Source organism: Rhodococcus sp. NPDC057529 (assembly GCF_042802055.1).
Lineage (GTDB): Bacteria > Actinomycetota > Actinomycetes > Mycobacteriales > Mycobacteriaceae > Rhodococcus_F.
Genome location: NZ_JBHVEY010000021.1, coordinates 141,075 through 157,269, shown reverse-complemented (window position 1 = coordinate 157,269; position 16,195 = coordinate 141,075). Strand labels below are relative to the sequence as shown.

The 16,195-nt window shown below is 68.2% G+C and carries 15 protein-coding genes; 3 read left to right on the top strand and 12 right to left on the bottom strand.

The window, feature by feature from the left end:
* Window positions 1-169 precede the first annotated feature (169 nt).
* Both tyrS and ACFU5V_RS32985 read right to left on the bottom strand, forming a co-directional pair.
* Window positions 170-1,447: a tyrosine--tRNA ligase gene (tyrS, locus tag ACFU5V_RS32990; protein ID WP_378704144.1), complete on the bottom strand. Its 1,278-nt coding sequence runs from the start codon at window positions 1,445-1,447 to the stop codon at window positions 170-172.
* 8 nt (window positions 1,448-1,455) lie between these two features.
* Window positions 1,456-2,073, bottom strand: a complete 618-nt coding sequence (locus tag ACFU5V_RS32985) for a DNA-3-methyladenine glycosylase (RefSeq protein WP_378704143.1) — start codon at window positions 2,071-2,073, stop codon at window positions 1,456-1,458.
* A 95-nt stretch (window positions 2,074-2,168) separates the two neighbouring features.
* On the opposite strand from ACFU5V_RS32985, the gene ACFU5V_RS32980 reads away from it, so the two are divergent.
* Genes ACFU5V_RS32980 through ACFU5V_RS32970 form a run of 3 tightly spaced genes read left to right on the top strand, consistent with a single transcriptional unit; the run spans window position 2,169 to window position 4,278 of the window.
* A complete protein-coding gene (locus tag ACFU5V_RS32980; RefSeq protein WP_378433913.1) occupies window positions 2,169-2,900 on the top strand; it encodes an ABC transporter ATP-binding protein in 732 nt (243 codons plus the stop codon).
* Window positions 2,900-3,655 carry an ABC transporter permease gene (locus tag ACFU5V_RS32975; RefSeq protein WP_378704141.1) on the top strand — a complete coding sequence of 252 codons (756 nt, stop codon included), beginning with the start codon at window positions 2,900-2,902 and terminating at the stop codon, window positions 3,653-3,655. The genes ACFU5V_RS32980 and ACFU5V_RS32975 overlap by 1 nt, the downstream gene beginning before the upstream one ends.
* Window positions 3,652-4,278, top strand: coding sequence for a TetR family transcriptional regulator (locus ACFU5V_RS32970; protein ID WP_378433912.1), 627 nt, complete (start codon window positions 3,652-3,654; stop codon window positions 4,276-4,278). Before ACFU5V_RS32975 ends, ACFU5V_RS32970 begins: the two co-directional genes overlap by 4 nt.
* On the opposite strand, the gene ACFU5V_RS32965 is transcribed toward ACFU5V_RS32970, so the two are convergent.
* The 10 genes from ACFU5V_RS32965 to argC form a co-directional block, all read right to left on the bottom strand.
* Window positions 4,279-4,491, bottom strand: coding sequence for a Trm112 family protein (locus tag ACFU5V_RS32965; RefSeq protein ID WP_378433911.1), 213 nt, complete (start codon window positions 4,489-4,491; stop codon window positions 4,279-4,281). It abuts the gene before it with no gap.
* A gap of 38 nt (window positions 4,492-4,529) precedes the next feature.
* A complete protein-coding gene (locus ACFU5V_RS32960; RefSeq protein WP_378704139.1) occupies window positions 4,530-7,514 on the bottom strand; it encodes an acyl-CoA synthetase in 2,985 nt (994 codons plus the stop codon).
* 112 nt (window positions 7,515-7,626) lie between these two features.
* A complete protein-coding gene (argH, locus tag ACFU5V_RS32955; protein WP_378704137.1) occupies window positions 7,627-9,045 on the bottom strand; it encodes an argininosuccinate lyase in 1,419 nt (472 codons plus the stop codon).
* Window positions 9,046-9,047: 2 nt separating this feature from the next.
* A complete protein-coding gene (locus ACFU5V_RS32950; protein ID WP_007295785.1) occupies window positions 9,048-10,247 on the bottom strand; it encodes an argininosuccinate synthase in 1,200 nt (399 codons plus the stop codon).
* A 47-nt stretch (window positions 10,248-10,294) separates the two neighbouring features.
* Window positions 10,295-10,807 carry an arginine repressor gene (locus ACFU5V_RS32945; protein WP_378433908.1) on the bottom strand — a complete coding sequence of 171 codons (513 nt, stop codon included), beginning with the start codon at window positions 10,805-10,807 and terminating at the stop codon, window positions 10,295-10,297.
* Window positions 10,804-11,751 (bottom strand): ornithine carbamoyltransferase, encoded by a 948-nt coding sequence (gene argF, locus ACFU5V_RS32940; RefSeq protein WP_378704135.1) that lies wholly within the window; start codon window positions 11,749-11,751, stop codon window positions 10,804-10,806. Before argF ends, ACFU5V_RS32945 begins: the two co-directional genes overlap by 4 nt.
* Window positions 11,748-12,947: an acetylornithine transaminase gene (locus ACFU5V_RS32935; RefSeq protein ID WP_378704133.1), complete on the bottom strand. Its 1,200-nt coding sequence runs from the start codon at window positions 12,945-12,947 to the stop codon at window positions 11,748-11,750. Before ACFU5V_RS32935 ends, argF begins: the two co-directional genes overlap by 4 nt.
* Window positions 12,944-13,870 (bottom strand): acetylglutamate kinase, encoded by a 927-nt coding sequence (gene argB, locus ACFU5V_RS32930; protein WP_378433905.1) that lies wholly within the window; start codon window positions 13,868-13,870, stop codon window positions 12,944-12,946. Before argB ends, ACFU5V_RS32935 begins: the two co-directional genes overlap by 4 nt.
* Window positions 13,867-15,111: a bifunctional glutamate N-acetyltransferase/amino-acid acetyltransferase ArgJ gene (gene argJ / locus ACFU5V_RS32925; protein WP_378433904.1), complete on the bottom strand. Its 1,245-nt coding sequence runs from the start codon at window positions 15,109-15,111 to the stop codon at window positions 13,867-13,869. The genes argB and argJ overlap by 4 nt, the downstream gene beginning before the upstream one ends.
* On the bottom strand, window positions 15,108-16,163 hold the full coding sequence (gene argC, locus ACFU5V_RS32920; protein WP_378704131.1) for an N-acetyl-gamma-glutamyl-phosphate reductase: 1,056 nt from the start codon (window positions 16,161-16,163) through the stop codon (window positions 15,108-15,110). Before argC ends, argJ begins: the two co-directional genes overlap by 4 nt.
* Window positions 16,164-16,195 lie beyond the last annotated feature (32 nt).

Here is a 16,195-nt window from a genome sequence, read left to right as displayed (position 1 = left end):
GGGTGGTTGTGTGTGTATCTTTAACGGGAAAGAGTTGAAGAAAAGAAAAAAGAAGCGCCAACTCCTTGGTGAAGAGGCATTTGGGGGGTGAACTTTTTTGGTGCCCCGTGTTGCGCGCGGCCCACCGGACGGAATCGGTCCGAATTACGCCGCTGTGACCCGCCGCACGCTAGTTCGACAGCACTTTGACGCCGGCGAAGTTGCGCTTTCCGCGCCGAACCACGAGCCACGTCCCGTGCAGCAGATCGCCTGATTCGGGAGTCCAGTCCTCACTGGAGATCTTCTGGTTGTTGACGGAGGCGCCGCCTTCCTTCACGGCGCGGCGGGCCGCACCCTTGCTCTCGCACAATCCGCTGAGAACGAGAAGGTCGACGATGCTGGAGGGCTCGCCCGGCGCGAGTTCCGCAACGGATGCCTCCCGAAGGGCGGCGCCGAGCGTCGGCTCGTCCAGGTCCTGCAGTTCCGCGCGGCCGAACAGTGCCTGGCTCGCAAGCTCCACGGCACGGGTATTTGCTTCGCCGTGCACGAGTGTCGTCATCTCGGCGGCGAGCCTGCGCTGGGCCTCACGGGCATGCGGCCGCTCGGCGGTCGCCGTCTCCAGTTCCGCCAGCTCCTCGGCAGTGAGGAACGTGAACCACCGCAGGTACTTGATCACGTCGGCGTCGCCGGTGTTCACGAAGTACTGGTACCACGCGTAGGGGCTCGTCATCTCCGGGTCGAGCCACAGGCTTCCGCCTCCCGTCGACTTTCCGAACTTCTTGCCGTCCGCCGAAGTGACGAGCGGGACGGTCAGACCGTGCACCGATTCGGCGTCGACACGCCGGTTCAGCTCGACGCCGGCGATGATGTTTCCCCACTGGTCGGATCCGCCGACCTGCAGCGAGCAACCGTGGCTGCGTCGCAGGTGCAGGTAGTCGTTGGCCTGGAGCAGCATGTAGCTGAACTCGGTGTAGGACATGCCGTCGGTTTCGAGGCGGCGCTTCACGGTATCCCGCGCGAGCATCACGTTGACGGAGAAGTGTTTGCCCACGTCGCGGAGAAAGTCGATGGCCGACAGCTTGCCGGTCCAGTTCATGTTGTTCTCGATGACGGCGCCGCTCGGCGAGTCGTCGAAGTCGACGAACCGTTCGAGCTGACCCCGGATCCGATCGGCCCATTCCGCCACGGTGTCGGCCGAGTTCATCGTGCGTTCACCGACGTCGCGGGGATCGCCGATCAGACCGGTCGCGCCACCCGCCAGCACGATGGGACGGTTACCCGCGCGCTGGAATCGCTTCAGCGCGAGCAGCGGCACGAGGTGTCCGGCGTGCAAACTCGGTCCGGTCGGATCGAAACCGGCATAGAGCGTGACCGGTCCGGCGTCGAGATCACGGCGCAGCGCGTCCAGATCGGTTGATTGGGCAATGAGCCCGCGCCAGGTCAGTTCATCGATGATGTTCTCAGTCACGGGTTCGATCATCCCATCCGCTCGTCGGCGGGCATCGCACGCGGGCTTCTCCGGTACACGGACACGGCCGGCGACTCCGGAATCCAGAAGCGCCACGGGCGGTCGGCGGCCGCGCTGACCCCGACCCGCGGGCCGCTTACCCAGCCGTCCGAATCCGCAACCTCCAGCCGAACGGGCGAATCGGTTTCGAACAGTGCCGCACCGTTCTCGGCGAGGGTGACGCCGGTCGCGGACCCCAGGTTGCCGGGCCCGCGCGCCCAGTCGGCCGGTCTCGTCACGCGGGGTCTGCGTGCCTGGACCGTCCCGGACCCGTCGAGCACTTCGCCCGCACGCAACAGCACGCCGCCCGCGGTGCCGACCGGCCCGTAGGACACGTTCATGCAGAAGTGCATCCCGTAACTGCGGTAGACGTACAGGTGCCCGGCCGGGCCGAACATCACCTCGTTGCGCGAGGTCCTCCCCCGGTACGAGTGCGAAGCCGGGTCGGGCCACGGGCCGTCCTTCTCCCCGCCGTACGCCTCCACCTCGACGATGCGGATCCGGACGTCGCCGACGATCAGCGTGGAACCGAGGACGATGTGCGCGGCGTCCACGGGTTCCGCCCGGTCGAGTCGATGGATGGTCACGTCCCCGATTCTCCACAACCGTTGACGATGCCACCCCGACGGTCGCATAATTCATCACACAATGAATTCACCCTGTGATGAATTGAGGCCCCGCCATGAATGGCAGCGCAGCGATCGACATCCGTGATCTGCACGTGCGCCGAGGCAGGAACGAGGTGCTGCACGGCATCGACCTCCAGGTGCCGAGCGGATCCATCACCGGCCTCCTCGGACCCTCCGGATGCGGAAAGACCACGCTGATGCGGTGCGTGGTCGGCACTCAGATCGTGGAATCCGGGACCGTCACTGTGCTGGGGTCCCCCGCAGGCTCGGTCTCGTTGCGAAGCCGCGTCGGGTACGTCACCCAGTCCCCCAGCGTGTACGCCGACCTCACGGTCAGGAAGAACGTCGCCTACTTCGCCGCGCTCTACGGTCAGCCGTCGAGCGCGGTCACCGAAGCGGTCGACGCGGTGGGGCTGACGCGCTTCGCCACCCAGAAGGCGGCAGATCTGTCGGGAGGCCAGCTCGGCCGGGTCAGCCTGGCGTGCGCGCTGGTGGCGCGTCCCGAGATCCTCGTCCTCGACGAACCCACCGTCGGCCTGGACCCACTCCTGCGCGTCGAACTCTGGGAGCGGTTCGAGGAACTCGCCGCCGCCGGCACCACCCTGCTGGTGTCGAGCCACGTCATGGACGAGGCCGAACACTGCGCGTCGCTCCTGCTCATGCGGGACGGTTACGTTCTCGCGCAGGTCTCCCCCGGCGGGCTCCGGGAACAGACCGGAGAAACGAGCCTCGAAGACGCCTTCCTGAACCTGATCCGCGCATCACATGTCGGGAGTGAGAACTGATGAACATCACGATCTTCGCGGCTACGGCGGGCCGGATCCTCGCGCAACTGCGGACGGATCACCGCACCGTCGCCATGATTCTGGTGGTACCCAGCCTGCTGATGGTGCTGCTGTACTTCCTCTATCAGAACGTTCCGGCGCCGCCCGGTCAGCAATCGCTGTTCGAGCGCGTCGCGATCACGATGCTCGGCATCCTGCCGTTCGTCGTGATGTTTCTCGTCACGTCGATCGCGATGCAACGCGAACGGACGTCCGGCACACTGGAACGCCTGCTCACGACACCGATGGGCAAACTCGACCTGCTCGGTGGCTACGCCGCGGCATTCTCCAGCGCCGCTGCAGCACAGGCGGCGCTGGCGTGTGCGGTCTCGTTCGGATTCCTCGGCCTCACCACCGAGGGCAGCGTGACGTGGGTGCTGCTGATCGCCGTGCTCAACGCGATCCTCGGCGTGGCACTCGGTCTGCTGTGCAGCGCGTTCGCGCGCACCGAATTCCAGGCGGTGCAGTTCATGCCGGTGGTCGTGGTTCCCCAGCTCTTCTTGTGCGGGCTCCTCGTTCCACGCGATCAGCTGCCCACCTGGCTGGAGTGGATCAGCAACGTCCTCCCCCTCAGCTACGCCGTCGAGGCGTTACAGCAGATCGCCACCCACCCCGGGGCGACCGGCCTCATGTGGCGCGACCTCGCGGTGGTCGCCGCCTTCGCCCTGCTCGCACTGTCTCTCGGCGCCGCAACGCTGAGGCGCCGCACACCATGACCGACCCCGCGACACGCACTGACGGCGCCCCCGGGCTGCGGACCGGACGACGCCCCGGCAACCCGGACACTCGTTCACGAATCCTGACTACCGCACGAAAACTGTTTGCACAGAACGGCTTCGACAAGACCAGCGTACGTTCCGTGGCTACCGGCGCAGGCGTCGACTCCGCTCTGGTCCACCACTACTTCGGAACCAAGCGACAACTGTTCCTCGCGTCGGTGGACATTCCGGTGGACCCGACGAAGGTGATCGCGCCGGTGCTCGACACCCCGCCGGACGAGATCGGCAGCCGCCTCGCCCGGGCCGTGTTCTCCGTCTGGGAGTCGCCGCACAAGCCCGCCGTCGTCGCTGCGTTCCGGTCCGCGATGGCGGGGAACGAACCGACCCTCATCCGCACGTTCCTCCTCGAGGTCGTGCTCCGAGACCTCGGACCGCGCGTCGACGAACCACCCGGAACCGGCATGCTGCGCATGCAATTGGTGGCATCGCAGATGGCCGGTGTGCTGGTGACGCGGTACGTCCTCGAATTCGAGCCACTCGCGTCGCTGCCCGTCGACGACCTGGTCGCGATCGTCGCCCCGACGTTGCAGCGCTATCTCACCGGCGATCTGCCGGTGTGATCAGGCCTCGCCGGCCGCCCGGGCGAGCAGCGTCTCGTGCTCGGCCGCCTCGACGTCCCTGGCCTCGTCGATCAGCAGGACGGGGATCCCGTTCTCGATGGGATACGCCCGCCGCAGGCGAGGGTTGTAGAGCAACTCGTCTCCGACCAACAGCAGAGGACCCTTGTCCTGTGGGCACGCGAGAATGCCGAGCAACGTCGGATCAATAACCACGGAAGTCCTCTCCAACCGTTCGGGTGAGCAGTGTCAGGCTACCGCGCGCCGGCGGGCACTCCGGCGGAGCCGTCCTGGAACTCGGCGGCCACCGCCTTGGTCAGGCGCCGGTACCGGTGCGATTCCGGATCGGCGTACCACACACGGGTTCCCGGCTTGGGCAGGCCGGCAGCGCTCAAAGCATCGGAATTCGGGCGGTACGAGGACCCCAGCGGAATGTCCCCCACCACGTGGATGATGTCGGGCCGCAGCGCGGGAGCAAGCCCGTCGAGCGCGTCCGCGATCTCCGCCAGTCTCGGTGGCGGCCCGTCGCGCAGGGTGAACGCGGCAACGGCCAGCGTGCGGCCACCGACGACCACCCCGTAGGCCACCGCGAGGTCGACACGATCGACGGACCCGAGCGCGTCGACGATCGGCTGGGTGAACACCGCGCCCCGGGGAGTCGCGATCACGGTCTTCCGGTGGTCGACCAGCCAGTAGTCCCCGTCGGCGTCGCGGCGGAAGAGGTTTTCCGTCGGAATCCACGCATCACCCGCGGCGAAGATTCCCCGCATCGCGCCGCCGGACATCTCGGCGTGCACACCCGCCCTGCCGAGGAGCAGACCGACCTCGTCGTCCTCGCACTCGCGGATGAATCCCTGCTCGTCCTCCAGCAGCCGGCCGGCGATCGGGTCGTAGGCCGCGAGCCGCACCTCGGCGCTGCCGGGCAGGGGCCGCCCCTTCGCCCCGACCTTCGCACCTGCGACGTTCGCGAGAACCACGTCGCCCTCGGTGGAGGCGTAGAACTCGAGGACCTTCGCCGGTGCGAACCGTTCCGTCGTGCGGCGCCACAAGCCCTGCGGCATTCCGGATCCGATGAAGAGCCGGACGGGATGGCTTCCGTCGAGCGCGAGGTTCTCGGCGTCGAGGATCTCTCGCATCATCGTCCACGTGTAGCTGACCACCGTCACGCCGTAGCGGTGGACCTCCTCGGCGAACCGCTCGGCGTCGAGTCCGCGCGAGAGCGCGATCCGCGATCCCCCCGCCACGGCGCCACCGATCGCGGCGAGAAGACTCGACGAATGATGCAGAGGCGCAAGGCAATACACGGTGTCGCCGCGGTCGAGATCGGCGGCCGAGGCCGTCCCGAACGCCGAGAGCGCCCACCGGTAGTTCGTGATCTGCTTGGTCTCCCAGTGCCCGTTGGACTCACTGCAGATGATGAACGCCAATTCGCGGGCCAGTCCGGGATCTGGCCGGTACCAGCCCGGCAACGTCACCGTGCCGGGGTCGATCTTCTCGAGATCGACGACGTTCGCCGACGGATCCACGTCGAGTTCGCGCTGGGCGCCGCCGCCGAGCACGAGCACCTGGATGCCGGTGGCGATCGCGGCGTCCAGATTCTCCGGATCGGTGACGATGCGCTCGACACCGTCGATGCGGAGGGCGGTGTGGACTTCCCGGCCCGGGGGCAGGAGGACCGCGACGGCACCGAGACGGGACAGCGCGACGATGGCGGCGAGCGCGCTCGGGCGCGTCTGCATCACGACGCCGACGTGAGCGGCGGGACGGACACCGGCATGGATCAGACCGCGGACCACGTTGTCGATCCGCTGATTGACCGCCTCGTAGGTGTGCACGCGATTGTCGAAGAGGAAGCACTCGCCTCCCGGCGCCTTGCGACGCTGCTCGGCCAGCAACCGGCTGAGCGAGATCTGGGTGTGCGGCTGGATCTGGCCGAGCCGGGCCAGCCTCGGCAGCGCCCGCGTGGCCTCGCCGGACAGTTCCACCGTGCCGCGCAACGCGCCGGACGCGAAGTCGCTGATCCCTTTGCCGACACCGACACCCACCTCGGCGACCGACGCCACGGTGTGAATGATGCGGTCGCTGATGGACACTCCGGATTCACTACCGAAGTGCTCGTCGTAGCGCATGAGCTCGATGTTGGTGGGGCGCGGCCCCAGCCCCTCGTTCCACAGCACCCACTTGCCGGTCGTCGGCCACGTGTGGGTCGCCGCGGAAGAGCCGACGACGAGACCGAAATGCCCTGCCCGCAAAGTCGATTCGTATACGTTCGCGCGCGGGGCGGCCCGGCGGATGCCGCGGACGGCCAACGGCTGGCCGATGTCGTCGACCTCTCCCACGAACGCGAGGACGGGGCAGGTCAACTCCGCGAGCGACACCACCTGGTCCTTGATCACGAACCCACCGGTCATCATGCGGTTGTGCACGATGAACTGCTTGAGCAACTCGGCGACCGCCGGTCCGGACCACGCGACCCACCCCTCGGTGGCGAGGAACCGTCGCTGCTGTTCCCGCGGCAACAGAGCTTCCCTGTCGTGCAACTGACGGAGGAAATCCAACCTCGACTTCAGTGTCTTGACGGGGTCCAGGAGCTGAAAGCCGGTGCGGGCCATCCACCCCGACACCGCGAGCCGGTTGAAGACGTGGTCCGCGAGGAAGTCGGCAGCGTCGGTGGCGAAGCCCGCCGGGATCCCGAACGGCAGCCCGGCGAGCGTGTCGACCGGACTGCCGAACGTCACGAGTCCGGCGATGTTGCGGCTGCGGCGGTACGCGGCGGCCTGATAGGCGAACATGCCGCCCTGCGAATACCCGGAGAGATAGACGTCACGTCCGGTGTGCGACCGCACCTGGTCGATGATCTCACTGATCGCGACGATGTGGTCGGCGAGATTCCGATCCCAGCCGCCCTCTTCGGAATCCGGTGATCCGAAGTCGACCACCCACGGGTCGATTCCCATCGAGCGCAGTATGCCGACCGCACCCTGGTCCCGTGTCACGTCGTAGACGTCGGCCGACATCATCATCGGCGGGACCAGGACGATCGGGGGGCCGGCGTCGGCCGGGTCCGTGTCGGGGAAATACCGTCGGAGCCGATACATCGGTGCGCGTTCGACCACCTCGAACGGCGATGTGGTGAGGTCCGTCTCGAGTCCGCCGAGACGAACCACCTCCAACCCGTTCTGCGCCGTCGCCACCACGCGACGGATCGGGCCCATCACCGTTTCGGTATTCAGTCCCACGAATACTCTCCCAGACTCTCGAACCGTGACGCACGTCTCGCTGCCGCCCGCCCTCACCCTACTGCGCTCGACGCGTCACACAGCCCCTAATCCGGGGCGTCCGACGCCGGTGTCATCGACACCACTCGCGCAGCGACTCGGACAGCTGACGGACCCCGCCCAACTGTTCGGCCACACGAATACCGGCCGTGCCGCCGCGGGCGTTACGCGAGGCGATCGAGCCCTCGACGGTGAGCACCTCCCGCACGTCCGGGGTGAGAGCCGGATCGACTCCGGCGAGTTCCTCGTCGGTGAGATCCTCGAGTCCGGCGCCCCGCGCCTCGGCGACGCGGACACACGCCCCCGCAGCCTCGTGGGCGACGCGGAACGGAACGCCCTGACGGACGAGCCACTCGGCGATGTCGGTGGCCAGCGTGAAGCCCGCCGGTGCCAGTTCCGCCATTCGATCCGTGTGGAATTCGAGAGTGGACACCAGTCCGGTGATCGCAGGGAGCAGCAACTCGAGCTGCGCCACCGAATCGAAGACCGGCTCCTTGTCCTCCTGCAGATCCCGGTTGTACGCCAGCGGCTGCGCCTTCAGCGTCGCCAGCAGACCGGTCAGATTGCCGATCAGGCGGCCCGACTTGCCTCGGGTCAGCTCGGACACGTCGGGGTTCTTCTTCTGCGGCATGATCGACGAGCCGGTCGACCAGGCGTCGGCGAGCGTGATGTAGCCGAATTCCGGAGTGCTCCACAGGATGACCTCCTCGGCCATCCGCGACAGGTCGACGCCGATCATCGCGAGCACGAACGCTGCCTCGGCCGCGAAATCCCGCGACGAGGTGGCGTCGATCGAGTTCTCCGCCGACGAATCGAACGCGAGTTCCGCGGCGATCGCCTCCGGATCGAGCCCGAGCGACGAACCGGCCAGCGCCCCGGAACCGTACGGCGACACGGCCGCCCGCGCGTCGAAGTCCCGCAGCCGCGCAACGTCACGAAGCAACGGGTGCGTGTGCGCCAGCAGGTGGTGCGCGAGCAGCACGGGCTGCGCGGCCTGCAGGTGGGTCTTGCCCGGCATCACCGCGGACGGGTGCGCGGAAGCCTGCGTCGCGAGGGCGTCGACGACGTCGAGGACACCCTCGGCGACGCGGCGCACCGCGTCCCGCAGCCACATCCGGAACAGGGTCGCCACCTGATCGTTGCGCGAACGCCCCGCGCGGAGGCGTCCCCCGACCTCGGGACCGACCCGATCGATCAGACCGCGCTCGAGCGCCCCGTGCACGTCCTCGTCGGATTCGCTCGGGACGAACTCACCGCTCGCGACGTCGTCCGCGAGCCTGCCGAGACCGTCGAGCATCGTCGCCAGGTCGTCGTCACCGAGCAGGCCGGCCTTGTGCAGCACCCGGGCGTGCGCCTGGGAGGCGCGGACGTCGTACGGGGCCAGCACCCAGTCGAAGTGGGTGGATTTGCTCAGCGCCGCCATGGCGGCGGCCGGCCCGGACTCGAACCGGCCGCCCCAGAGGGCTCCTTCGTTGGTGCCGTGAGCACTCATGCCTAGAGGCCCAGATCGCGCTTCGCCGCGACCTTCGAGGACAGCCCGTGGATCTGCACGAATCCCTTGGCGTACGACTGGTCGAACGTGTCGCCCTCGTCGTAGGTGGCCAGGTTGAAGTCGTACAGCGACTGGTTGCTGCGGCGGCCGTTGACGATGATCGCGCCACCGTGCAGCACCAGCCGGATGTCGCCGGAGACGCGTTCCTGCGTCTTCTCGATGAACGTGTCCAGCGCGACCTTCAGCGGGGAGAACCAGAGGCCGTCGTACACCAGCTCGCTCCAGCGCTGCTCGGTCTGGCGCTTGTAGCGACCCAGCTCCCGCTCCTGCGTGACGTGCTCGAGTTCCTGGTGGGCGTTGATGAGGACCATGGCGCCGGGAGCCTCGTAGATCTCGCGGCTCTTGATGCCGACGAGACGGTCCTCGACGACGTCGAGGCGGCCGACGCCCTGAGCGCCTGCGCGGCGGTTGAGTTCCTGGATGGCTTCCAGGACGCTGACGGGCCTGCCGTCGATCGCGACGGGGCGTCCGGCCTCGAAGCTGATGATCAGCTCGTCGGGAGCCTGCCAGTTGACGGTCGGATCCTGTGTGTAGTCGTAGACGTCCTTGGTCGGCGCGTTCCACAGGTCCTCGAGGAACCCGGTCTCGACGGCGCGGCCCCACACGTTCTGGTCGATCGAGAACGGCGACTTCTTGGAGACGTTGATCGGGATCTCGTTCTCCTCGGCGAACGCGATCGCCTTCTCACGAGTCCACGCGTAGTCGCGGACCGGCGCGATCACGTCGAGGTCGGGAGCGAGCGATCCGAATCCCACCTCGAACCGGACCTGGTCGTTGCCCTTGCCGGTGCAGCCGTGTGCGACGGTGGTGCCGCCGTGGGCACGCGCGGCCTCGACGAGGTGCTTGACGATCAGCGGGCGGCTGATGGCCGACACGAGCGGGTAGCGGTCCATGTAGAGGGCGTTGGCCTGGATGGTCGGCAGGCAGTATTCGTCGGCGAATTCGTCGCGGGCGTCGACCACGACCGACTCGACCGCACCGCAGTCGAGTGCACGCTGGCGCACGACCTCCATGTCCTCGCCGCCCTGGCCGAGATCGATGGCGACAGCAACAACTTCCTTGCCGGTCTCCTTGCCGATCCAGCTGATGGCGACTGAGGTGTCCAGCCCGCCCGAGTAGGCGAGTACGACGCGATCGGCCATGGTCCTTGTGCTCCTTAGGTTGAAGATCTGTAGAGATGATTCAGTTGTCAGGCGAGGGATTCGATCTTGGCCGCGAGTTCCGCCCCGCTCAGCGGCTCGCGTGCCACCACGAGAATGGTGTCATCCCCCGCGATGGTTCCCACGACGTCAGGTAATGATGCCCGATCGAGTGCACTCGCCAGATAGTGCGCTGCCCCCGGGGGGGTTCTCAGCACCGCCATGTTGCCACTGGCATCGGTCGACACCAGTAGCTCCCCCAGCAACCGCGACAGCCGGTCGGTTCCGCCGGAGACGCCGCGGACGGGATTTCCGTCCTCGGGCACCACGTACACCCCGGCGCCGCCGTCGGCGGCGCGGAGTTTCACGGCACCGAGTTCTTCGAGGTCGCGCGACAGCGTGGCCTGGGTGGCGTCGATGCCTTCGGCAGCGAGGAGGGTCGCGAGTTCGGTCTGGCTGCGGACCGGGTTGTTCGACAGGATCGCGACGATGCGTGCCTGCCGACCCGCCCGGGTCGGCGCCGTGGCCGCGTTCGCGGCTCGCTGCGGGGGTGCCGCATTCACGGACGGTCTCCGGTTCGTTGTGCGAGCAGCCACACGAGCAGTGCCTTCTGCGCGTGGAGTCGGTTCTCCGCCTCGTCCCAGACGACGCTCTGCGGTCCGTCGAGGACTGCGTCGGTGATCTCTTCGCCGCGGTGGGCGGGCAGGCAGTGCAGGACCACCGCGTCGGCGTCCGCCGTCGCGAGCAGCGCCTCGTTGATCTGGAACGGGCGGAAGGGTCCGACCCGGTCGAGTCCGTCGTTCTCCTGGCCCATCGACGTCCAGGTGTCGGTGACGAGTGCGTCCGCTCCGACGACCGCCGCCTGCGGATCCTCGGTGAGGGTGATGGTCGCGCCGGTGTCGGCGGCCCGCGCGCGGGCTGCGTCGACCACCCAGGGCAGGGGTGCGAATCCCTCGGGGCTGGCAATGGTCACGTTGACGCCTGCGGTGACACCGCCCAGCATCAGCGAGTGCGCCATGTTGTTGGCGCCGTCGCCGAGGTAGGTGAGCTTCAGGCCCTTCAGGGAGCCTTTCCGCTCCGCGAGGGTCTGCAGGTCGGCCAGGACCTGGCAGGGATGGAACTCGTCGGACAGCGCGTTGACGATCGGGACGTCGGCGCCGGATGCCATCGCCTCGAGCCGCTTCTGCCCGAACGTGCGCCACACCACGGCGTCGACGTACCGCGACAGGACGCGGCCGGTGTCCTGCAACGTTTCCTCGCGGCCGAGCTGGGTGCTGCGCCCGTCGACGACGATCGCGTGACCGCCGAGTTGTGCGATGCCCATCTCGAACGAGAACCGGGTGCGCGTGGAGTTCTTCTCGAAAATCACGCCGACCCCGCGCGGGCCTTCGAGCGGACGTTCGGCGAACGGGGCCTTCTTCAGCCTGGCGGCGAGCTCGAGGACCTCGGCCTGCTGTTCGGGGGTGAGGTCGTCGTCCCGGAGAAAGTGTTTCACCACGGTCGTCACTGCTTTCCCGGCTGAGCGGCCGATTGCGCGTTGTCGAGGATCGCAGGCAGGGCCGCGACGAATCCTTCGGCCTGTTCGTCCGTGAGGACGAGGGGCGGAGCGAGCCGGACGACGCCCGGCTGCGCGGCGTTGAGGAGGTATCCGGCCTCGCGGGCGGAGTTCTCCACCGCGGGCGCCACGTCCTGGGTGAGGACGATGCCGAGCAGTAGTCCGGCGCCGCGGACGTGGTCGATCAGCGGGTGGCCGAGACTTTCGATGCCTGCCGACAGTGCCTTGCCGAGCGTGTCGGCGCGGGAGATGAGGTCGTCCTCGGCGATGGTCCGAAGCACGGCGAGCGCTGCCGCCGCGCAGACGGGGTTCCCGCCGAACGTCGTGCCGTGCTTGCCCGGCCCGAACAGGTCCGCGGTCGCGCCGGTGGCGATGCAGGCGCCGATCGGCATCCCGCCACCCAGGCCCTTCGCGAGAGTCATGACGTCGGGCACGATCCCGACCGCCTGGTGAGCGTAGAACCAGCCGGTGCGGCCGATCCCGGTCTGCACTTCGTCGAGCACGAGCAGGGCGCCGCGATCGGCGGTGATCTGCCGTGCGCCTGCGAGGTATCCCTCCGGCGGAACGACGACTCCGCCCTCACCCATCATCGGCTCCAGGAACACGGCTGCGGTGTCGGCGTCGACGGCGCGATCGAGTGCGTCGAGGTCGCCGTACGGGACGTGCACGACACCCGGGGGCATCGGCTCGAACGGCGCCCGCTTGGCGGCCTGCCCGGTGAGCGCGAGAGCGCCCATCGTCCGGCCGTGGAACGAGTTCTCCGCCGCGATGATCTTCGATCGTCCCGTGGCCCGCGCGAGCTTGAACGCCGCCTCGTTGGCCTCGGTGCCGGAATTGCAGAAGAAGACCCGCCCGGGAGCACCCAGATGCGACAGCAACTTCTCGGCCAGTTCGATCGCCGGTTCGCTGGCGTACAGATTCGACACGTGCCCGAGCGTCGACAATTGCGCCGTGACGGCCTCGATGATCGCCGGGTGGGCGTGCCCGAGGATGTTGACGGCGATGCCGGCGAGGAAGTCGACGTACTCCTTGCCGTCGGCGTCGGTGAGCACCGCACCCTGACCGCGCGTGAGAGCCACCCGGGGGACGCCGTAGGTATTCATCAGGGCGCCGGACCAGCGCTGCTGGAGTTCCGGGGTTCCGGTCATGGGGCAACTCCCTCGGTAGGTGAAGTCGGGGCGGGCGTGACCATCGTGCCGATGCCCTCGCCGGTGAACAGTTCGAGCAGAACGGAATGCGCGAGGCGGCCGTCGATGACGTGTGCTGTGGGTACGCCGCCGCGGACCGCGCGCAGGCAGGCCTCCATCTTGGGCACCATGCCGGCGTCGAGGGTCGGCAGCAGTTGCGCGAGCGCGTCCACGTCGATCTCGGTGGCCAGCGAATCGCGGTCCGGCCAGTTCGTGTACAGCCCTTCGACATCCGTGAGGACCACGAGCTTCTCGGCGCCGATGGCCTCGGCGAGCGCGGCGGCGGCGGTGTCCGCGTTGATGTTGTGCACCACACCGTCCGAGTCGGGGGCGATGGTGGACACCACGGGAATCCGGCCCGCGCGGATGAGGTCGAGAACGGCCTCCGGATTCACGGTCGTGACGTCGCCGACGAGTCCGATGTCCGTCGGCCTGCCCTCGACCATCACGGTGCGCTTGGTGGCGGTGAACAGGTGCGCGTCCTCACCGGAGATCCCGACGGCGTACGGGCCGTGGGCGTTGATCAGCCCGACCAGTTCGCGACCGACCTGACCGAACAGCACCATCCGGACGACGTCCATCACCTCGGGGGTGGTGACGCGGAATCCGCCCTTGAATTCTCCTGTCATGCCGAGTTTTCCGAGCATGGCGTTGATCTGGGGGCCGCCGCCGTGCACGACGACCGGCTGAATTCCGACCGTCCGCAGGAACGCCATGTCGGCGGCGAACGCCGTCTTCAGCGCGTCGTCGACCATGGCGTTGCCGCCGTACTTCACGACGACGACCTTGTCGCGGAACTGCTGCAGCCACGGCAGCGCCTCCGCCAGGACGTGGGCCTTCTGGTGATCGGTGATGCCGGTGAGCGCTTCGCTGGCCGCTGTCATGACGAATACGCCGAGTTCTCTTCGACATAGGCGTGCGAGAGGTCGGTGGTCCGGATGGTCACCGCGTGCTCGCCCAGACCCAGGTCGATGTCGAGGGCGATGTCGATGTCGCTGAGGTCCACGTCCCGCGCACCCGGGGCGCCGACGCCGTCGATGCAGACGGGGGCGCCGTTGAACGACACCGAGATCTTGTCGGGGTCCAGTTCGATCGGCGCGATGCCGATCGCGGCGAGGACCCGGCCCCAGTTGGGGTCGGAACCGAACAGCGCTGTCTTGACGAGGCTGTCCCGCGCCACCGTCCGGGCCCCGATCAGCGCGTCGTGCTCGCTGACCGCGCCGCCGACGGTGACCCGCACCCGCTTGGTGACGCCCTCCGCGTCGGCCATCATCTGATCGGCCAGATCGTCGCAGACGGCCGTCACGGCGGCATTCAGTTCGTCCTGGGTGGGTGTCACGTTGCTCGCGCCGGACGCGAGCAGCAGCACGGTGTCGTTCGTCGAGGTGGCACCGTCGACGTCCAGCCGGTCGAACGTCACCCGGGTCGCGGCCCGCAGCGCGGTGTCGAGTTGGGCCGCGGTCGCGACGGCGTCGGTCGTCACCACGCACAGCATCGTCGCGAGCGCGGGTGCCAGCATGCCCGCACCCTTCGCCATTCCGCCGACGTTCCACTTCCCCGCATGATGCAGGGCGGCCTGCTTCGGCACCGTGTCGGTGGTCATGATCGCGTACGCGGCGTCGGTGCCGCCCGAGATTCCGCCTGCGAGTTCGTGGACGGCCTCCGTGACGCCGGTCAGGACCTTGTCCATGGGCAGGCGGTCGCCGATCAGACCGGTCGAACACACCGCGACCTCGACGGCACCGGTCTCGGTGCCCCAGTTGCTCAGCGCCGACGCCACCTCCTCGGCCGTCTTGTGCGCGTCCTGGAATCCGCCCGCACCCGTGCACGCGTTGGCACCACCCGAATTGAGCACGACGGCGCGCAGCCTGCCCGTGGTGAGCACCTGCTGTGACCACAGCACCGGAGCGGCCTTCACCTTGTTCGCGGTGAAGACGCCTGCCGCCGCGAGTTCCGGTCCCTCATTGAGCACGAGGGCCAGGTCGGCGTTGCCGCTCGCCTTGATACCCGCCTTGATCCCGGACGCGCGGAAGCCCGCGGGCCCCGACACTCCCTGGCTGCGGACCAGGGTGCCGCCGGCGACTTCCCGGGTCGGGTGCGGATCGATCGTGCTGTCACTGCTCACGGGGCAACTCCCACTGTCGAGAGACCGGCGGTCTCGGGTAGTCCAAGCGCAAGATTCATCGATTGCACCGCTCCTCCGGCGGTGCCCTTCGCGAGGTTGTCGATCACCGCGACGACGACGAGCTGTCCGGCGTCGGCATCGACCGTCACCGCGATCTGAACCGCGTTCGATCCGACGACCGCCCCGGTCTGGGGCAGCACACCCTGGGGCAGCACGTGCACGAACGGCTCGTCCGCGTATGCCTTTTCGTAGATCGCGCGCACCTCGTCCTCGGACGAGGTGGTGACCGCGGTGCAGGTCGCGAGGATGCCGCGCGGCATCGGTGCGAGCACGGGGGTGAACGACACGGTGACACGCTCACCGGCGAGTTCGGAGAGATTCTGGACGATCTCCGGGGTGTGGCGGTGCACGCCGCCGACGCCGTACGCGCGGACCGACCCCATCACCTCGGAGCCGAGCAGATCGGCCTTGGGGGCACGGCCCGCGCCGGACGCGCCGGTGACCGCGACGATCGTGACCCGCGGTTCGACGATGCCCGCCGCGACCGCGGGGGCCATCGCCAGGCTCGACACCGTCGGGAAGCACCCGGGGACGGCGATGCGCGTGGCGCCCGCCAACTTCTCGCGGGCACCGGGGAGTTCCGGAAGTCCGTACGGCCAGCTGCCTGCGTGCGGGCTCTTGTAGTACCGCTCCCAGTCCTCGGCGTTCGTCAGCCGGAAGTCGGCGCCGCAGTCGACGATGACCGTGGACTCGGGCAGATCCTTCGCGTACTGCGCCGAATTGCCGTGCGGCAGACCGAGGAACACCACGTCGTGACCGGAGAGCGTGTCGACGGTGGTGTCTTCCAGCACTCGGTCGGCGAGGGGAAGCAGGTGCGGATGGTGCGAACCCAGGGTCGAGCCGGCGTTGCCGCCGGCGGTGAGCGCGCCGATGACGAGCGACCCGTCTGCATACGACGGGTGCCCCAGCAGCAGACGCAGCACCTCGCCACCGGCGTATCCGCTCGCGCCGGCGACGGCAATCCTGATCGGTTTTCCCGCGTGCTCAGTCATACGATTGATTATGCATCATCATGCAAGCTAAT